The 18394-nt window shown below is 65.1% G+C and carries 20 protein-coding genes; 8 read left to right on the top strand and 12 right to left on the bottom strand.

The genetic code is table 11. From position 1 onward, the window contains the following. Positions 1 to 134 precede the first annotated feature (134 nt). The 5 genes from GGR73_RS02845 to GGR73_RS02825 form a co-directional block, all read right to left on the bottom strand. Positions 135 to 1340: an AGE family epimerase/isomerase gene (locus GGR73_RS02845; RefSeq protein WP_184455541.1), complete on the bottom strand. Its 1206-nt coding sequence runs from the start codon at positions 1338 to 1340 to the stop codon at positions 135 to 137. Continuing rightward, positions 1337 to 2323 (bottom strand): carbohydrate kinase family protein, encoded by a 987-nt coding sequence (locus GGR73_RS02840; protein ID WP_065048867.1) that lies wholly within the window; start codon positions 2321 to 2323, stop codon positions 1337 to 1339. Before GGR73_RS02840 ends, GGR73_RS02845 begins: the two co-directional genes overlap by 4 nt. Continuing rightward, on the bottom strand, positions 2320 to 3630 hold the full coding sequence (gene fucP, locus GGR73_RS02835; RefSeq protein ID WP_039812780.1) for an L-fucose:H+ symporter permease: 1311 nt from the start codon (positions 3628 to 3630) through the stop codon (positions 2320 to 2322). Before fucP ends, GGR73_RS02840 begins: the two co-directional genes overlap by 4 nt. A 13-nt stretch (positions 3631 to 3643) precedes the next feature. Then, complete coding sequence (locus GGR73_RS02830) at positions 3644 to 4816, bottom strand: LacI family DNA-binding transcriptional regulator (RefSeq protein WP_184456471.1); 1173 nt, start codon at positions 4814 to 4816, stop codon at positions 3644 to 3646. 108 nt (positions 4817 to 4924) lie between these two features. Continuing rightward, positions 4925 to 5647 (bottom strand): transporter, encoded by a 723-nt coding sequence (locus tag GGR73_RS02825; protein ID WP_228911719.1) that lies wholly within the window; start codon positions 5645 to 5647, stop codon positions 4925 to 4927. Between GGR73_RS02825 and GGR73_RS20250 the strand changes: the two genes are divergently transcribed. Then, positions 5646 to 5852 carry a hypothetical protein gene (locus GGR73_RS20250; protein ID WP_228911720.1) on the top strand — a complete coding sequence of 69 codons (207 nt, stop codon included), beginning with the start codon at positions 5646 to 5648 and terminating at the stop codon, positions 5850 to 5852. The two genes, GGR73_RS02825 and GGR73_RS20250, sit on opposite strands and share 2 nt — an antisense overlap. Before the next feature lie 52 nt (positions 5853 to 5904). Here the strand turns inward: GGR73_RS20250 and GGR73_RS02820 are convergent, their stop codons facing one another. From GGR73_RS02820 to GGR73_RS02795, 6 genes are all read right to left on the bottom strand, one after another. After that, entirely contained in the window at positions 5905 to 7998 is a 2094-nt protein-coding gene (locus GGR73_RS02820) for an acyltransferase family protein (protein WP_184455539.1), read from the bottom strand. A 227-nt stretch (positions 7999 to 8225) separates the two neighbouring features. Continuing rightward, complete coding sequence (locus GGR73_RS02815) at positions 8226 to 8963, bottom strand: DUF2058 domain-containing protein (protein ID WP_323808440.1); 738 nt, start codon at positions 8961 to 8963, stop codon at positions 8226 to 8228. A gap of 18 nt (positions 8964 to 8981) precedes the next feature. Beyond that, the gene (locus tag GGR73_RS02810) at positions 8982 to 9218 is read right to left on the bottom strand and encodes a SlyX family protein (RefSeq protein ID WP_104562220.1); all 237 of its coding nucleotides are present in this window, start codon (positions 9216 to 9218) and stop codon (positions 8982 to 8984) included. Next, on the bottom strand, positions 9211 to 10560 hold the full coding sequence (locus GGR73_RS02805) for a UDP-glucose dehydrogenase family protein (protein ID WP_024939343.1): 1350 nt from the start codon (positions 10558 to 10560) through the stop codon (positions 9211 to 9213). The genes GGR73_RS02810 and GGR73_RS02805 overlap by 8 nt, the downstream gene beginning before the upstream one ends. A gap of 24 nt (positions 10561 to 10584) precedes the next feature. Beyond that, positions 10585 to 11556 (bottom strand): FKBP-type peptidyl-prolyl cis-trans isomerase, encoded by a 972-nt coding sequence (locus tag GGR73_RS02800; protein ID WP_184455537.1) that lies wholly within the window; start codon positions 11554 to 11556, stop codon positions 10585 to 10587. 90 nt (positions 11557 to 11646) lie between these two features. Further along, complete coding sequence (locus tag GGR73_RS02795; protein ID WP_184455535.1) at positions 11647 to 12204, bottom strand: glutathione peroxidase; 558 nt, start codon at positions 12202 to 12204, stop codon at positions 11647 to 11649. A gap of 134 nt (positions 12205 to 12338) precedes the next feature. On the opposite strand from GGR73_RS02795, the gene GGR73_RS02790 reads away from it, so the two are divergent. The 7 genes from GGR73_RS02790 to GGR73_RS02760 all read left to right on the top strand — a co-directional run bounded on the left by GGR73_RS02790 (position 12339) and on the right by GGR73_RS02760 (position 16842). Beyond that, on the top strand, positions 12339 to 12587 hold the full coding sequence (locus GGR73_RS02790) for a hypothetical protein (protein ID WP_024939341.1): 249 nt from the start codon (positions 12339 to 12341) through the stop codon (positions 12585 to 12587). Between the two features lie 2 nt (positions 12588 to 12589). Then, entirely contained in the window at positions 12590 to 12952 is a 363-nt protein-coding gene (locus GGR73_RS02785; protein WP_003483692.1) for a GntR family transcriptional regulator, read from the top strand. Then, positions 12949 to 13824 carry an ABC transporter ATP-binding protein gene (locus GGR73_RS02780; RefSeq protein WP_046342254.1) on the top strand — a complete coding sequence of 292 codons (876 nt, stop codon included), beginning with the start codon at positions 12949 to 12951 and terminating at the stop codon, positions 13822 to 13824. The genes GGR73_RS02785 and GGR73_RS02780 overlap by 4 nt, the downstream gene beginning before the upstream one ends. Continuing rightward, positions 13821 to 14807 (top strand): ABC transporter permease, encoded by a 987-nt coding sequence (locus tag GGR73_RS02775; RefSeq protein WP_167762780.1) that lies wholly within the window; start codon positions 13821 to 13823, stop codon positions 14805 to 14807. Before GGR73_RS02780 ends, GGR73_RS02775 begins: the two co-directional genes overlap by 4 nt. 10 nt (positions 14808 to 14817) lie before the next feature. Then, a complete protein-coding gene (locus GGR73_RS02770) occupies positions 14818 to 15642 on the top strand; it encodes a DUF4097 family beta strand repeat-containing protein (RefSeq protein WP_039528077.1) in 825 nt (274 codons plus the stop codon). 34 nt (positions 15643 to 15676) lie between these two features. Next, on the top strand, positions 15677 to 16207 hold the full coding sequence (locus tag GGR73_RS02765; protein ID WP_104589070.1) for a DUF2884 family protein: 531 nt from the start codon (positions 15677 to 15679) through the stop codon (positions 16205 to 16207). 212 nt (positions 16208 to 16419) lie between these two features. Continuing rightward, positions 16420 to 16842, top strand: a complete 423-nt coding sequence (locus GGR73_RS02760) for a hypothetical protein (RefSeq protein WP_016901538.1) — start codon at positions 16420 to 16422, stop codon at positions 16840 to 16842. A gap of 98 nt (positions 16843 to 16940) precedes the next feature. On the opposite strand, the gene GGR73_RS02755 is transcribed toward GGR73_RS02760, so the two are convergent. After that, positions 16941 to 18347: a class II fumarate hydratase gene (locus tag GGR73_RS02755; RefSeq protein WP_184455533.1), complete on the bottom strand. Its 1407-nt coding sequence runs from the start codon at positions 18345 to 18347 to the stop codon at positions 16941 to 16943. Between the last annotated feature and the right edge of the window lie 47 nt (positions 18348 to 18394).

Here is an 18394-nt window from a genome sequence, read left to right as displayed (position 1 = left end):
CCGCCGCTTCCCACCCCCTCGGTCGGCGCCCCCCGGGGGGCTGGGGGGCTTCCCGGTAACCCCCCAAGCGCGCCCGGGTGCGCTCCTACGTGGCGCCGACGCATTGCGAGGCGGCGCCCTTGATCACGCCAGCATCAAGCAGCCGGCCGCAACACGTTCAAGACCTCGTAGCAGGCGCCCATGGTGTGGTAATCGGTCTTGCCGGCGGGGCTCTTTTCGTCGCTGTACTTGCGGTTGTCCGCGTCCAGAATGCGGTACCACGCACCATAGCGATGGTCGATCATGTGCTCCCAGGAATACGCCCAAAGCTTGTCGTACCACTGCCAATAGCGCGGCTCGCCGCTGCGCTGCGCCAGCAACGCCGCCGCCGCCAACGATTCGGCCTGCACCCAGAAATACTTGTCGTCGTCGCAGACCTTGCCGTCCGGGGCGAAGCCGTAATACAGCCCGCCACGCTGCGCATCCCAGGAGCGCTCCACCGCCACATCGAACAGGTGTTGCGCGGTCGGCAACAACCAGTCGGTCGGTGCGTAGCGATCCAGCAGCATCAGCAGCTTGGCCCATTCGGTCTGATGGCCCGGCTGGAAACCCCAGGGGCGGAACAGGTGCTTGGGATTGTCGCGGTTGTAGTCCCAGTCGATGTTCCATTGCAGATCGTAGTGTTCCCACACCAGACCGTCGGCCTTGGCCGCCTGGCGCCGGGTCATGGTGTCGGCCAGCGACAGCGCACGGTCCAGGTAGCGTTGCTCGCCACTGGCTTCGTACGCGGCGATCATCGCCTCGCACATGTGCATGTTGGCGTTCTGGCCGCGGTAGCTGGTGAAGTTGAATTGCGCATCGGCCTCGTCGCGGTATAGGCCGAATTCCGGCTCCCAGAAGTGCTTTTCCAGCAGCTGCCAGGTCTCGTCCATCCATGCGCGCGCCTCCTCGACACCCGCCTTCAGGCCGCACGAATACGCCAGTAGCACGAAGGCCACGCCGTAGCAGTGATTCATGTCGTCTTCGACCACGCCGTCACGCAAGGTCCATGCGTAACCGCCGGTGGCCGGATTGCGATGCACGTTGCGCAGATAGTCCAGGCCGTGACGCACCGCCTGCAGGTACTGCGCATCGCCGAATTCGCGATACGCCATCGCATAGTTGAAGACGAAGCGCGTGCTGCTGACCAGATGCCGATGCCCGGCATCGTAGATCGAACCATCGTCGCGGAAATACTGGAAAAACCCGCCCGCCGGGTCGATCGCGCGCGGGTGGTAGAACGCCATGGTGTCGGCGATATGCTGACGCAGCACATCGGCCGAACGGAAATCGGGTGCGGGGCTCGCAGGCAAACGGCTCATGATTGTTCCTGGATCAGGGAATGGACTTCATCGACGCTCGGCATGGCCGCAAACGCGCCCTTGCGCGTCACCGCCAGCGCACCGACCGCCGCGGCAAAGCGGATCACCTCGGTGATCGCAGCGGCATCGCCGGACAGCTGCTCCAGCGTGGATGCACGCGTCGCCAGCTGAAACAGCAAGCCACCGACGAACGCATCGCCCGCTGCCGTGCTGTCGCGCACCTGTACGCGGAAGGCCGGTACCTGACCCGAATCGGTGCGTGTCTGCCAGTGCACCGGGCCACCACCGTCGGTGACCAGCAACCAGCTGGCCTGGCCCTGCCAGAGCTTGCGGGTGACCGCGCTGGCGTCGCCATCGAGCGTGCCGGCCAGGTAATCGAGTTCTTCGCGCGAGAGCTTGACCACATCGGCAAGCGCCAACGCCTCCCACAGCAGTGCAGCCGGGTCCACATCCTGCGGCCACAGCATCGGGCGCAGGTTGAGATCCAGGCTGACGATGGCGCCATCGGCGCGTGCGCGGCGCATGCCGTCCAGCGTGCATTGCGCGATCGCAGGCTCGGTCATGCTGTTGGAACACACATGCAGCACGGCAGCCTGCGTGAAGCCGTCCGCGGCGAAATGCTCCGGCCGGAACAGCAGATCCGCCGCAGGCGGACGATAGAAACTGAAACTGCGTTCGCCGGCTTCATCCAACGCCACGAACGCCAGCGCGGTCTTGGCCTCATCGGTGCGCACGATGCCATCGGTGGCGACACCGGCCTGCTGCAGGCTCTGCAGCAGAAAATCGCCGAACATGTCGCGCCCCAGCATGCCGACGAAATGCGCTGCGCCACCCAGGCGCGCCACCGCGACCGCGACATTGGCCGGCGCACCGCCGGCGTATTGCGCAAACGTGCGCGCCTCATCCGGACCGGCCTGCGGCAGTGCCAGCATGTCGATCAAGGCCTCGCCAAAACATACCACCCGGTTCTTCAAGGCATTCATGCGCGTGCCTCCGCCAGTGCGCCGCGCAGACGCGAGCCCCAGATGCCGTAGAACACGATGTACAGGTAGCACACCAGCGGCAACACGAACGACTCGTGCAGACCGATGCTGTCGGCCAGCAGGCCCTGCAGATACGGCACGATGGCGCCGCCGACAATGGCCATGATCAACAGGCTCGAGGCGCGGCCGGTCAGCGGGCCAAGCCGCTCGATGCCCAGCGTAAAGATGGTCGGGAACATGATCGAATTGAACAGACCGATCGCCACCAGCGCATACACCGCCAGCATGCCGCCGCTGGCCATGGTCAGGCCCAGCAGCAGTGCGTTGATCCCGGCGAACACCGACAACAGCACGCGCGGCGACAACTTGGCCAGCAAGGCCGAACCGATGAAGCGGCCGATCATCGCCAGCGTCCAGTATGCCGACACGTAGTGGGTCGCTTCGCGTTCGGTGAACCCGCCGATCTGCGGCAACGAGAAATAGTTGACCATCAGGCTGCCGATCGCCACTTCCGCACCGACATAGAAAAAGATCGCCAACACACCAAAGCGCACATGCGGATGCGCCAGCGCATCCAGCAGCGAATGCCTGCTTTCATCCTTCTGCGCGCCCGCATCGGTCAGGGCCGGCAGACGGAACAGGAACACGAAGATCGCCAGCAGAAACAGCACGATGCCCAGACCGATGTACGGCCCCTGCACGGCTTGCGCTTCCTGCACGCGATAGGCCAGTTGCTCGGCTTCCGGCAGCACCTTGAGCTGGTCGCCGCTCATGACGGTGTTGGACAGGATCAGCCAGCCACCGAACAGCGGCGCGATCGCGGTCCCCAGCGAATTGAGCGCCTGCGCCAGGGTCAAGCGGCTGGACGCACTGCGCTCCGGGCCCAGCAGCGCGACATACGGGTTGGCCGCCACCTGCAGGATGGTGATGCCGGTGGCCAGCACGAACAACGCGCCGAGAAATGCGCCATAGACGCGCAATTCCGCCGCAGGCCAGAAGCCCAGCGCACCGACCGCGGCAACCGCCAGCCCGGCCACGATGCCTTGCTTGTAGCCAAGCCTGGCCACCAGCCAACCGGCCGGCAGCGACATCAGGAAGTACGCGCCGAAGAAGGTGAACTGCACCAGCATCGCCTGCGCGAAGTTGAGCTCGAACACCGCCTTCAGGTGCGGAATCAGGATGTCGTTGAGGCAGGTGAGAAAGCCCCACATGAAGAAGATCGTGGTAACGACCGACAACGCAACGCCGTTGTTGACGGGCGCCTTGTTGCCGCTAGGCACTGTGGACTGCGTGGAAAGGGAAACCATAGGAATTGCCTGGTCAGCGGCCTGAGGCCTTGGTGGGGGAATGGGCGGGGGAATCGCTGGGGGAGTGAAGCGGAATCACGGAGCTCAACGCGCTGGCGCTGCTGGCGCGGATCTTCAATTCGACTGCGGCGGTCAGGCGCTGCGATGCAAGGGCGGGACTCCCGATACGCTGCAACACCAATTGCGCAGCCTGGCGGCCACGCGCACGCGGATCTGCGGCCAGCGTGGTCAGCGCGGGCGTGAACAACGCGGCTTCGGCGATATCGTCGAAGCCGGTCACCGCGAAGTCGCGCCCCGGCACGATGCCATGCATCGCCAGCGCCGCCATCAGGCCCAACGCGACGCTATCGTTGTAGCAGACCGCCGCAGTTGCGCGATCGTGCTCGGCGCTGTCCAACATGCGACCGGCGCACAGCGCAGCATCCTGTCGATTCGGTGCGGATTCAACGTAATGCACGGCCAGACCGGCGTCGGCCATCGCGCGCGCGTAACCGGCACGGCGTTGCCGGCAGGAACTGGATTCGGCATGGCCACCGAAGAACACGATGCGCCGGTGGCCTTGCGCGATCAGATGCGCGCAGGCAAGCAACGCGCCCTGCTCGTTGTCCAGCGCCAGCAGATCCCAGCCCGCGCCCTCCACTTCGCGGTTGAACAACACCACGTTGTGTTGTCGCCCCAGCACCTGGGTCAGCGCCTGTGCCTGGCTGCCTTCGGCCGGCGACAGGATGATGCCGGCAGGGGTGTGCTCCATCAACGAGGTCAGCACCGCCTGCTGGCGCTGCGTCGATTCGCCGGTGCTACCGAGCAGGGTCACATAACCCGCCGCGCCCAGCGCTTCGTCCACGCCTGCGGCGAATTCGGCAAAGAACGGATTGGACAGATCGTTGATGACCAGCGCGATGCTGGATGAGGTGCGGCAGCGCAGATTGGCCGCAGCACGGTTGTAGACGTAGTGCTGCCGATCCAGTTCGGCCTCCACGCGCGCGCGCGTGCTCGCATGCACCAGCGGGCTGCCGCGCAGCACTAACGACACCGTCGCGCGCGATACGCCGATGGCACTGGCGATATCGCGCAGGGTCACCGCCCCGCGTCCGTTACGACGCGCGTCGCCGTCCTCCGAAGCGGAGGGCGCCGGTTTGGCACGCGTCACGTTGCCGACCTTGCAATGGGAGAAGTGCGCATGCATCTGGCGTCGATTGGATCGATCCAATTAGGCCTTTTCCGGGCACTCAATGCATGCGGCAGTGCAACATGGACAGCGGCCGCGACGCTGCCGCCGCCTTCCATCATGCCATCACTGAAAGGCAATCGACAGGCCGATCCCGCCCTGCCAGTCCGGGCTCTCCGAGGTCAGCCCGCGCAGCACCGAGACATCCAGCTGCATCGCATGCGGCAACTGCCAGGCACCGCCGGCGCCGGCCACGCGCGAATGCTCGCTGCCGGTATCGAAGCCTGCCTCGACATAACTGCTGAAACGCTCGCCGGAAAAGAACGTGTAGTTGGGCGAGAAGGTCCAGGTATGCCCGTCGCTGTCGCGCGCATAGTTGACGTATAGCGCCAGTGCGCGCTGCTGGGCCAGATCCCAGGACGCGGTCACGCCCAGTTCGCGCGCGTAGCCATCGCTGAAGGCAGCGCTGCCGGTCGGCACGCTGTAGCTGCCGAGCGCGGCCCAATGAAAGCTATCCGACTGCGACGGCAATGCCACCTTCAGGCCGATATGGCTATCGCCTCCGCCACGCACATGCGCACCGCCACCGTGCTGCCAGTTGTAGCTGTCGCTGCCCACCTGCAGTTCCACGTTCTGGAACAGGCCCAGGCGCAGCACTGTATCGGCGGTGTACTGGGTGATTCGCTGCCCGTCGCTGCGATCGGTACTCGCATCCGGCAGACCCTGCTCCCAGGCGAACACGCCGGGCTGCAGCACTTCGGCGGCAAACGGAATGCCGGGACGGTCGAACGCAGGGGCATCCTCCGTCTGTGCAGCGGCCTGCCCACTCATCCCGCATAACGCAAGCATGGCAGCGGCCAATACCGTGGCGCGCGTCGCCTGCAAACCCGAAGCGCCACGCGCGGTGGAGGCAACCGACGCAACGGCACGGGACTTCAACACGTTCGACAACATAGACATACGCGGCACCATCGGCAGGAGTGGCAGCGACGCAGTGGGCACCATGCCCGGCTGCGTCGACAATAACGCGGCGATGGTGCCGCGCGCGCCGTGACCGGCCCGTGTATCGCCAGCGGCACGTCAACCTTTCCTGAGCAGCCGGTCCTTTATTGAGCCACCGGTGCCGACGCCGGCAAGCCACGCAGATGCGCCGCGAAACCCGGCAGCAGCACACGGTTGCCATACCCGCTCAAGTGGTCGGCATCGAAGAACAGCGGCCGGCCCTGCTGTGTCGGCGCGCACACCTGCGCATCGCACAGCGACGGCAGCGGGTCCCAGATGCTGGCGCCCCCTAGCCCGGATGCGATGCGACGCAATCCATCAAGTGCCGGCGCGCGATAGTCTTCCATCGCCTTGCGCTCGATCTGCATGCCGTTGGCGCAGATCGCATTGCCACGATTGAACCAGTCCGAACATCGGTAAGGCGGTGCCCTGAGCACCGGTTTGGGCGCTTCGAACACAACCAGAACGCCCCGCGCCTGCACCGGTGCCAGCAATGCGATCGTCGCCGCCACCGTCGCATCGCGCTCGCGCTGTGCCGGCGCGCTCTGCAGCGTGGCGATATTGCCGTGCAGGTCGAACAACACGTCCTGCTCGGCCAGCCGCGGCACCCGCAAACCAGGCAGGAATAGCACATCGCCCGCACGCGCCCTGCCCGCCACGTCCTCCAGCGCCGGTCGCAGGAACGCGTCGCAACCTGCGCCCTGACCACCCGGCTGCATCGATGCGACCGCACACCCGGCCACGCCATACATGCGCACGCTGCCGCCTTCCAGCAACGGAAAACGCCGCAGCATTTCGTTGTAGGCCAGCGCATGCGAATCGCCGATCACAAAGACCTGGCGCTGACTGGCCGCAGGACGCGAACACTGCCCGCGCGCGAAGATGCGCACCGGCTGCCCGCCCACCGATGCGTTGCTGGCGATCAGGCGGCAGTCCGGCAGCTCCTTGCGCAAGCCGCGCGCATACGCATACCAATCCAGCGGGTGGCGGCTGACCACACTCAACGAGGTATACGGCGTCGACTTGATCACTGCCGATTGCACGCCGAAGGCCAGCACCAACGCAGCGAGGCCGGCCATCACCACGCGCACGTTCGACCAGCCACCCATACGCCGATTGCGCCAGGGCAGTTCCACCCAGCGATACGACGCCGCCGCGCAAACAACCGTCAGCACCAGCGCCAGCAGCTTGGCAGCCACCGCATCCAGCCCGATCGTCCAGCGCAGCAGCACCAGCACCGGCCAGTGCCACAGATACAACGAATACGAGATGCGCCCGATCGTCACCACCGGCCTGGCGGACAACACGCGCCCGATCCAGCCCTCGCTGTGCCGATGCAGCAACGCCAACACCACCAGCGTGCCAACCACCGGCCACAAGCCATCGCTCCAGGGCGAATGCCCAGGCCGCGCATTCCACAGTCCGTTGCCGATGGCTGCCAAGGCCAACAGCAACAGCACTGCGCGCAACGGTGCAGGCAGGCCGATGCCTGCTGCGAACACACGCTGCCCGTCGCGGCGGCGCAGCAGTGCCATCAGCTGAAACAACACCACGCCGGCACCCAGTTGCCAAAAGCGTGCGGTGGTCAGATAGAAGGAAGTGACCTCGTGTCCCGGCACCTGCGTGCGCTGCCAGGCATAGCCCAGCGAGGCCGCGCTGGCGAGCGCGAACAGGCCCAGCGACCAGGCACGTCCGGCACCGCCACGCATCCAGGCCAGGAACATCCACGGAAACAGCAGATAGAACTGCTCCTCCACGCCCAGCGACCAGGTCTGCGTATACGGATTGAACTCGGCACGCGGCGAGAAATAATCCTGGCCGACGCTGGCCAACACCCAGTTGCTCAGCCCGAACAAGGCCATGCGTCCGGTCTTGGTGCTGGCTTCGCTCAGCCACGACTCGGGAATGAACAAGGTCGAAAACAGCGCGGTAACCAGCACGCAGACCAGCAAGGCCGGTGCGATACGCCGCAAGCGGCGCGCATAAAACCGCGCCAACTCGGCGGCCACCACAATGCGCGGCAATCGATCGACCGACGCACTGACCACAAACCCCGAGATAACGAAAAATATATCGACGCCGGTGAAGCCACCGGGCAACCAACTGGCGTCCAGGTGATAGGCGATGACCGACAGCACCGCCAATGCACGCAATCCGTCGATATGCGCGAAGTAAGTCCCTGTCGCCGAGCGCGTCATCCTGATCCTCGAAGTTTCGTCACTTGCACACAAGCGGCCGCCCCTCATCGCGAACGGCCGACCGGCGCACTCTAAAACGCATACGGGCCGCCATGCAGGAAAACTAGATCTCCGCCTTGACGCATCGACCGCATCCACTTGGCGGCCACGCAATCGGGTTGACCACCACTCAACAGATGGGCACCCATCAGGTGCCCATGTGCCAACACAAACCTATCTACGCAGCCTTACCAGACCAGGTCGTCGGGCACCTGGTACTGGGGATCGGCATACGGGTCTTCGCCTGCCGGCGCATTCGGGTCCACCTTCAATGCCACCGACGGTGCGAATACCGCTTCGGCGTCGGCCAGTACTTCGGCAGTCACCAATAGATAACGACCGTTGAGCTGCAGCACGCCGAGCTCGCCGGCGTTGAGTGCCTTGAGCTGATCGGCAGTCACGTAGATACGCTTGATCTTGCCGCCATAGGGGAAATGCCGGGCGATATCCGCATCGGCATGATTGAGCCCCTTGTCCTTGAGCAGCTCTTCGAGCTTGGCCTTGGCTTCGCGACGCAGGCGTGCTTCTTCCTGTTTCAGCCGCTCGGCTTCGATGCGCTCGTCCTTCTCGCGTTGCGCGCGGATCGCATAGGCCTTGGCCAGGTCGATGTCCTCACGCGTGCGTGCCGGCCTGGGTCCGCGGCGGTCGGCCGTGGACTGCGGCGGACGCTGCGATCCTGCCGGCTTGCCATCGTTGCGACGCTCCGGCCTGCCGTCGTGTTTGCGCTCGCCCTTGCCGTCGGTCGCCGCAGCGGCATGCGGCCGCTGCGGTCCCCTGCCCTGGCCACCCGGCTTGTTGCCGCCGGGCGCAGGCCTGCCACCGTTGCCATGTTGACGCGCGGCAGGCCGTGCGTCGGGTTTGCGTTCGGGCTTGGGTGCGGACTTGAAGCCCAACCCAAGCAACTGGTCACGTAAGGTATCGCTCATGGCGGTGGCAATCTGCAATCAATAATGCGGAGGCGGCGGTTCATCCGCTGCGTCGGCAAACAACGTGGAGCGCACCTTGCCCAGATCCTCGAGCAGGTGGCGGATCAGTTCGGCATTGCGGGCGCCCGTCAAACGGGCGTCCGCAAGTGCTTCACTCAGTTCATTGAGCGCCTGCTCCTGAAAGGACAGGCGCGTTTCCAGTTCAACCAACCGCGCTTCCAGTTCCTGGTCGCGCGGCGAGAGTTGCTCATGCATGCAACGAACGGCCTCGTCCGATGGCGTAGTAGGCCAGACCTGCGGCTTCGATTTCCTGCGGGTCGTAAAGGTTGCGGCCGTCGAACACCACGTCGTCCTTCAAGGCCTGCTTGATCTTGCCGAAATCCGGGCTGCGGAACTGCTTCCACTCGGTGACCACGACCAGGGCGTCGGCGCCTTCCAGTGCGGCAAATGCCTCGTCGCAGAAGGTCAGATCGTCGCGCTCGCCGAAGATGCGCTTGGCTTCATGGGTCGCTTCCGGGTCGTAGGCACGCACGGTGGCACCGGCTTCCCACAACTGCTCCATCAGACGGCGGCTGGACGCGGCACGCATGTCGTCGGTATTGGGCTTGAACGCCAGGCCCCACACCGCGAAGGTCTTGCCGGCAATGCTGCCGGTGCCTTCGGCGCCGTAATGCCGCTGCACCAGTTCGAACAGGTGCCCCTTCTGCGCATTGTTGACGCTTTCCACCGCGTTGAGCAGGGTCGGCTCCATGCCGTACTGCTCGGCGGTCTTGGCCAGTGCCTGCACATCCTTCGGGAAGCACGAGCCGCCATAACCGGCGCCGGGATAGATGAAGTGCCAGCCGATGCGCGGATCCGAGCCGATCCCGTTACGCACGTGCTCGACGTCCGCACCGACGCGCTCGGCAATATTGGCGATCTCGTTCATGAAACTGATCTTGGTCGCCAGCATTGCATTGGCCGCGTACTTGGTCAGCTCGGCCGAACGCACGTCCATCTCCACGATGCGGTCGCGGTTGCGGTTGAACGGTGCATACAGACGACGCATGCGGGCAATAGCCGCCGGCTTCTTGGCGCCGATCACGATGCGATCCGGACGCATGCAGTCGGCCACGGCGTCGCCTTCCTTGAGGAACTCGGGGTTGGAGACCACATCGAACTCATGGTCCACGCCGCGTGCGTCCAGCTCTTCCTGGATCGCAACGCGCACCTTGTCGGCGGTCCCGACCGGCACGGTGGACTTGTTGACGACCACCGAGGGGCCATCGATATGGCGACCGACGGTACGCGCAACCGCCAGCACGTACTGCAGGTCGGCACTGCCATCCTCGTCCGGCGGCGTGCCCACGGCGATGAAGGTGATTTCGCCGTGCGCAATCGCCTCGGCCGCATCGGTGGTGAAGCGCAACCGGCCAGAGGCGTGGTTGGCTTTCACCATCGGCTCCAGGCCAGGTTCATAGATGGGAATCACCCCACGATTGAGACCATCAACTTTCGCCTGGTCGATATCCACGCAGATAACGTGATGACCTACTTCCGCCAGACAGGTACCGGTGACAAGACCAACATAGCCGGTACCAAAGATCGCAACTCGCATGGGTGGGGGTACTCCTGTGGGGGATCAGGGAAGGATACCCATCAGTTCGACATCGAACGTCAACGTTGCGTCTGGTCCGATCGGCCCCCCCTGCGTGCCGTTCGGGCCATAGGCCAAGTTGGATGGAATCCAGAAACGATATTTCGAACCGACCGGCATCAACGCGACGCCCTCGGTCCAACCTGCAATGACTTGATTCAGACCGAATTCGGCCGGCTGGCCGCGCTGGTAGGAGCTGTCGAACACCTGCCCGTTGAGCAGCTTGCCTTCATAGTTCACGCGCACCGTGTTGGTGGGCATCGGACGCTCGCCGCTGCCCTGGCGCAGTACCATGTACTGCAGGCCCGACGCGGTGGTGATCACGCCCTTCTCGGTCTTGTTCTTGGCCAGGAAGGCATTGCCTTCCTCGCGATTCTTGGCACCGGCGGCGCCCTGCTTGGCAGAGGCGAACGCCTGCATGGTGGCAGCGGCTTCCTGCTGGGTCAGACGCGTGGTGCCCTTGGCGAACACGGTGCGCACCGCTTCCATCAGGATCGACAGGTCGATCTCGTCCTTGATGCCGGCCAGCGACGGACCGACCGCGCGATCGCCGAGCATCAGGCCGACATTTTCCTTGGACGGCGCGGCCGGCGCGCTACCCGGCGCCATGCCCGGAACCTGCTGGCCGTTACGCGCCGCCAGCGCGGTGCGCAGTGCGGTGTCGGTAGCCTGGGTCTGCTCGTCGGACAACAGCGGCTTGCCGCCCTTGAATGCATTCTCGATGGCGCGTTGCAGTGCGCTCACATCGATGTCCTGGGCAATCGGCTCGAACGAACGTGCCACGTCCATACCGATGGCGTAGCTGACGTTGTCGCGCGTGCTCTTCTCAGACGATGCATTCAAAACTGGCTTCTCCTTGGTGGCCGCTGCGGCCGATTGCTGCGACATCGCCGGCATCGATGCCGACAGTGCCACCATCAGTAGCGACGCCGCCGCGCCGCGCTTTCCCATCTTCATTCGATGCACTTCCCGAAAGTGAAAAGACACGCCGACGCCGGCGCTGAATGCGCATTGTCGCATGTGCGCGTGGCCTTGCGAGCGCCGTGCTCAGCGCGACGGCGCGTTGAGCTCGCGTTCGATTGCCGCCAGCACGCTCGGATCGTCCGGTTTGATCTTGCTGGGGAACTGCGCCACCACCCGTCCATTGCGCCCGATCAGATACTTGTGGAAGTTCCAGCCCGGCGCCACACCCGTGGCCTGGGTCAGGCGCTGATAAAGCGGCGTGGCCTGTACACCCAGCACATGCACCTTCTCAAACATCGGGAACTTGACGCCATAGGTCAGCGTGCAGAATTCCTGGATCTGCTTCTCAGATCCGGGTTCCTGCCCCTGGAAATCGTTGGACGGAAAGCCCAGCACCGAAAAACCGCGGCTGCCGAAGCGCTGGTTGAGCGCCTCCAGCCCTTCGTACTGCGGCGTGTAGCCGCACTTGCTGGCGGTATTGACCACCATCAGCACCTTGCCGCCGTAGGTACGGTTCAGGTTGATTGGCGCCTTGCCGGCCAGCGGCCGGTAGTCCAGATCCAGCACCGGCGCGCCGGCGGCCAGCGCCGAGGCGGAGAAAAAGCCAGCGAATACAACGACCAGCAGACGCTTGAGCAACATGAGCGATCCCTTTCGATAGGTCCGGGCCACCCGCCGACGCGGGGTGCCATCAGTTGGGTATGACAGGCAGTTGACTGCCTGCGTGTCGGTGTTATAGTTGAATACAACACCAGTCATCCAACGCAGGGGAAAGCATGAACAGCACACGCTTCACGCGACCAGCTCCATTGCTGCTGTTCGGCAGCGCCCTGTTCGCCATTGGTTGCCTGGGAGCCGCTTCCAGTCAGGTCACGGAATCCGGCGCCGATTATGGCGTGTCGGAGGCGGTTACGGAAAACGCGACAACTCCCCCCGAGGCGCGCACCCGGCCCAGCCGGCACCTGCGCGCTTCGCTGTCGATGCCCTATTTCTCCTTCGCGCAGGTTCTGCGCCCACGGAGCTGACCATGAACGACATCCAATGGAGCGACGGCGCTCCCATCTACCGCCAACTCAAGGAACGGGTGATTGCCATGATGCTCGATGGAATCCTCAAGCCTGGCGACGCCCTGCCCTCGGTACGGCAGGTGGCGGCCGACTACCAACTCAATCCCATCACCGTCTCGCGCGCCTACCAGGAACTGGCCGACGAGAACCTGGTGGAGAAACGCCGCGGCCTGGGCATGTTCATGACCCCGGAGGCCGCACAGAAATTGCGCGGCAGCGAGCGCGAGCGTTTCCTGAATGAAGAATGGCCCGCAGTGCTGGAACGCATCCAGCGCCTGGGACTGTCCATCGACGATCTGTTGCCACAGGGAAAAACACCATGACCGCCGTCTCCTCCGACCATGTGGTCGACGCACGTGGCCTGCGCAAGGCTTACAAGCATCGGCTCGCGCTGGACAACACCAGCTTCACCATCGCCGCCGGGCGTATCGTCGGCCTGATCGGCCCCAACGGCGCCGGCAAGACCACTGCGCTCAAGGCGGTGCTGGGGCTGACCGATTTCGATGGCGACCTGAGCGTGCTCGGCATGGATCCGCGCACCCAGCGCAACGCACTGATGAACGAGGTCTGCTTCATCGCCGACGTGGCGGTACTGCCGCGCTGGCTGCGGGTTGGCGAGGCGATCGACTTCGTCGCCGGCGTGCACCCGCGCTTCGATCGCGCCAAGTGCGAGCGCTTCCTGGCCAATACGCAGCTCAACCGCAAGTCGCGGGTGCGCGAGTTGTCCAAGGGCATGATCGTGCAGCTGCATCTGGCGCTGGTGATGGCCATCGATGCCCGCATCCTGGTGCTGGACGAGCCGACCCTGGGCCTGGACATCCTGTATCGCAAGCAGTTCTACCAGCGCCTGCTGGAAGACTACTTCGACGAGCAGAAGACCATCATCGTCACCACCCACCAGGTCGAAGAGATCGAACACATCCTCACCGATGTGATGTTCATCCGCGACGGCCGCATCGTGCTGACCGCCGACATGGAAAACGTGGCCGAGCGATACACCGAAGTGCTGGTGGGTGCCGAGCATCTCGACGCCGCCAGAGGCCTGCAGCCGATCGACGAGCGCAGCCTCCCGTTTGGCAAGACCGTGATGCTGTTCGATGGCGTGCCGAAAGCGCAGCTCGCCCGTTTTGGCGAAACCCGCAATCCCGGCCTTGCCGACCTGTTCGTTGCGGTCATGAAGGGGACCTACGCATGAATGCACTCACCCACCAAGCTTCTCCCGCACGCACGTTCGGCTGGCTGCTCAAACGCGAGTACTGGGAACACCGTGGCGGTTTCGTCTGGGCACAGATCATCACCGGCGGCATCGCGGTGTTCTTCGCGCTGCTGGGCGCGGTGATCGGCGCGATCAGCGCGCGTCGCAACATGATCGGCGACAGCATCACGATGGACGATCTGGCCGAGTACACGCGCACCCTGGGCCAGGTCGGCGACGGCCTGCTGCTCGGCGGCATCGGCATCGCCTCGGTGGTCCTGGCGTTCGTGGTGTTCTTCTATTCGCTGGGCAGCCTGTACGACGACCGCCGCGACCGCAGCGTGCTGTTCTGGAAATCGCTGCCGGTGTCCGATGTGCAGACGGTGCTGTCCAAGGCCGCCTGGGCGCTGCTGCTGGCGCCGCTGGTCGCCATCGTGATCGGCGTGCTGGTCGGCCTGGCACTTTGGCTGATCGCCATCGTGGGCGCCTCGATCGCTGGCGTCCCCAGCCCCTGGGCCCTGGCGACCCATTCGCACCCGTTCGCGTTGCTGTGGCTGTTGCTGAAGACCGTGCCGATGAGTCTGCTGTGGGCGTTGCCGACAGTGGGCTGGCTGATGTTCTGCTCGGCCTGGGCCACCAGCAAGCCGTTCCTGTGGGCGGTGCTGTTCCCGCTGCTGGCCTGCGTGATGCTGAGCATCCTCTCGGCGATGCCGGGTATCTCGCTGCCGATCGGCTGGATCTGGTACATCGTCGGCTACCGCGGCCTGCTCAGCGCCCTGCCCGGCACCTGGTCGCCGCGCGCGGTCAGCGGCAACCTCGACAGCAGCGCGATGCAGAACCCCAGCGATCTGGTGCAGTGGGCGCTGCAGCACACCGACAGCGCACGGGTCTACGGCAATCCGGACATCTGGATCGGCGCTGCAATCGGCGTTGCCCTGATCGCCGCCTCCATCTACCTGCGCCGTCGGCGCTCCGAAGCCTGAAGGACATCCCATGCGTCGTCTGCTGAGTCTGGCCATCCTGTTCGCCGTGCCCGGCGCTGCGTTCGCCGAGGAGCAATGCAAGTTCTCCGAACCGCGCAGCCTGGAGTTGAAACTGAGCGGAGTGAAGTCGGTGCTGTTCGAGGTCGGCTCCAACGACCTGCATCTGGACGCTGCGCCGGGCAACGGCGGGCGTTTGGGCGGCCGCGCCTGCGCGGCCAGGGCCGAGCTGCTCAAGGGCCTGACCGTCACCCAGAAGCGGGTCGGCGACAAGCTGGTGGTGACGCTGGCCGATGACCGCCCGCTGCGCATCTCCATCGGCGACAGCTATTCGTACCTGGACCTGCGCGGCAGCGTGCCGGACACGCTGCTGGTGCAGTTCGACGTGGGCTCCGGTGACGCCGAGATCAGCGGCGCTGCGGCCGTGAGTGCCGATGTCGGTTCCGGCGACATGGCCATCCGCCGCACCAGGGGCCGGGTCACCGCCAAGGTCGGTTCCGGCGATATCGAACTGGAAGAGATGGGGTCGCTGCGCGTGCTGGCGGTCGGCTCGGGCGATCTCAAGGCCAGGCAGGTGCATGGCGCGGCGGAGGTCGGCAAGGTCGGTTCGGGCGACGTCAAGCTGCGCGGCGTGGCGGGCAACGTCAAGTTCGGCACGATCGGCTCCGGCGATGTCGACATCGACGATGTGCAAGGCGATGTCGGCGTGGAAGCGGTCAACTCCGGCGCACTCAGCGTGCACAAGGTGCGCGGCGATGTCAGCGTCGCGCGCAAGGGCAGTGGCGATATCGACGTCAGCGATGTGGCCGGCACCACCCGCGTGCCGACCGACAACTGACCGCTGCATTGACCATTCAAGAGGGGGACGGCTGATGAAACTGTTGATTTCTGCGGTATTGGTGGGTGCGCTGCTGGTGGGTTGCGGCAAGTCCGAACCCACGGTCGTGGTGTCGGGCAAGACCAACGCGAACGGGGTGATCTTCAACGGCAAGAGCCTGACGCTCCACCGCGACGGCCTGCCTGCGGCCACCATCGGCGTGGATGGCGCGCTCAGCATCGCCGGCAAGCCGGTGAGCCTGAACGATGCGCAGCGGCAGGCGATGCGCGGGTTCTACGTGCAGATCCAGGGCGTCGCCGATAAAGGCATCGACATCGGCACGCAGGGCGCGGCCTTCGGTGCGCATGCCGCCGGCGAAGCGCTCAAGGGTGTGCTCAGCGGCAACACCGACCAGATCGGCGACAAGATCGAAGCGCAGGCGGAAACCTTCAAACACACTGCGATGCAGATCTGCGATCAGCTGGCCAAGCTGCGCAACGCGCAGGACGCCGCCGCGCAACTGGTGCCGGCATTCGCGCCGTACTCGACCCTCACCCAGCACGATATCGACGACTGCCGCAAGTAAGCGCGGCCTTTGATCGCCGCTGCGCCCGCATCGACGGCGGGCGCAGCGGCTGACCGGAAGAATCGGATGGATCGTCACGCCGATTGCTGCGCGCACGCCAGGCACCCAACATCGGCCCGCGACATCTTGTCAGCCGCGCCATGTGCCGCAGGCACCGATCGGCTGGCCGGAGCGGGATTACACTAGTGCGCTCCCCTGAATCCGGCGACCCCATGAACAAGTTGGTGATGCTCTGCATGGCGCTCCTGCTATGCGCCCTGACCGCCTGCGGCGACCAGTCGTCGCGGCGCGCCGAACGCGGCAAGCCGCGCGTTGCCATCACCACCCAGTCGGTGATGATCCGCCGCCCACCGGCCGCAAATGCGGAAATCACCCCGGACGGCACGCTGAAGATCGACGATATCGCGCTGCCGCAGAAAGAACCGACGCGCGCCAAGTTGCAGCTGCTGTTCGGGCACCTGCAGATGCTGCGCCAGCAGGCCGTCAACGAGGCTGGCGCGGACCCGGAATACAAGTCGATCAAGCTGACCGCCACGCCGGAGATCCAGAAGCTCAGCGGCGAATTGCTGGATGAAATCCCGTCGCTGCAGCCGTATCGCGAGAGCTTCGGCAACGTGCAGGCCGAGCGGCACTGAGTCCCGGCGACGCCGCGGATTCGCGCAAACCCATGTAGGAGCGCACCTGGGCGCGACGGGGCGTTGTCGATAAAGCCCCGTCGCGCCCACTGCGGTGGTCAGCCACCGCCGCCAGTGCTGCCGGCCTGGATGCCACCGCGGGTCAGCGCAGCCGGATCCAGCAAACGGCGCAGATCCGCCTCGCTGAGCCCGCTGTCTTCAAGCGCCACGTCCAGCACCGGGCGCTGTTCCTTGTAGGCACGCTTGGCGATCGCCGCGGCCTTCTCGTAGCCGATGATCGGGTTGAGCGCGGTGACCAGGATCGGATTGCGGTCCAGCGCCTCGCGCACGCGCTCCTGGCGCACCTTCAGCCCGGCAATCGCGCTATCGGCCAGCAGCCGCGCCACATTGCCCAGCAAGTTGATCGAATCCAGCAGGTTGTAGGCGATCAACGGCAGCGTCACGTTCAACTGGAAGTTGCCGGTCTGCCCGGCCACCGTGATCGCGGTGTGGTGGCCGATCACCTGCGCGCAGGCCATTACGGTGGCTTCGGGAATCACCGGGTTGACCTTGCCCGGCATGATCGAACTGCCCGGCTGCAGCGCCGGCAACTCGATCTCGCCCAGCCCGGCCAGGGGGCCGGCATTCATCCAGCGCAGGTCGTTGGCGATCTTGATCAATGCCACCGCCAGCGCATTGAGCTGACCGGACAATTCCACTGCATCGTCCTGCGCAGCCAGGCCTTCGAACTTGTTGTCCGCACTCTCGAACTTGAACTTGCTCAAGCCCGACAAGGCCTTGGCCACCTTGCCGCCAAAACGCGGATCGGCATTGATGCCGGTGCCGATTGCGGTGCCGCCCAGCGGCAGCCGCCGCAAGCGCTTGAGGGCATCGTCGATGCGCTCCTGCGCCGAACTCAGCTGCGCCGACCATGCACCGAATTCCTGGCCGAAGGTCAGCGGCATCGCATCCATCAGATGCGTGCGCCCGGTCTTGACCACCTTGTCCAGCCCCTTGCCGCGCTTGTCGATGGTCTTGCGCAGATGCTTGAGCGCCGGCTGCAGGTGTTCCTGCACCGCTAGCAACGCCGACACCCGGATCGCGGTGGGCACCACGTCGTTGGAACTCTGCCCGAGATTGACGTGATCGTTGGGATGCACCGCGTCCTTGCCGGCGCGCGTGGCCAGTGTGGCGATCACCTCGTTGGCATTCATGTTGGACGAGGTGCCCGAGCCGGTCTGGTAGACGTCGATCGGGAACTGCGCGTCATACGTGCCGTCGGCGACCTGCAGCGCCGCCTCCTGTACGGCCTTGCCGATCGACTTGGGCAGCAGGCCGAGCTCGGCATTGACGCCGGCCGCAGCGGCCTTGATCAGCCCCAGCGCGCGGATGAAGCCACGCGGCATCGGCTGGCCGGACACCGGAAAATTCTGCACGGCACGCTGGGTCTGCGCGCCCCACAAGGCATCGGCGGGCACCTGCAATTCGCCCATGCTGTCGTGTTCGGTCCTGAAACGTTCGCTCATCTGCACTCTCCGCACATGGTTGGTTTGTGGTGATGGATGGCTGGCAG

The sequence above is a fragment of the Xanthomonas sp. F14 genome (assembly GCF_014199865.1).
Note: the sequence above shows the minus strand (reverse complement) of the source record. Positions and strands in the feature narration are given on the sequence as shown.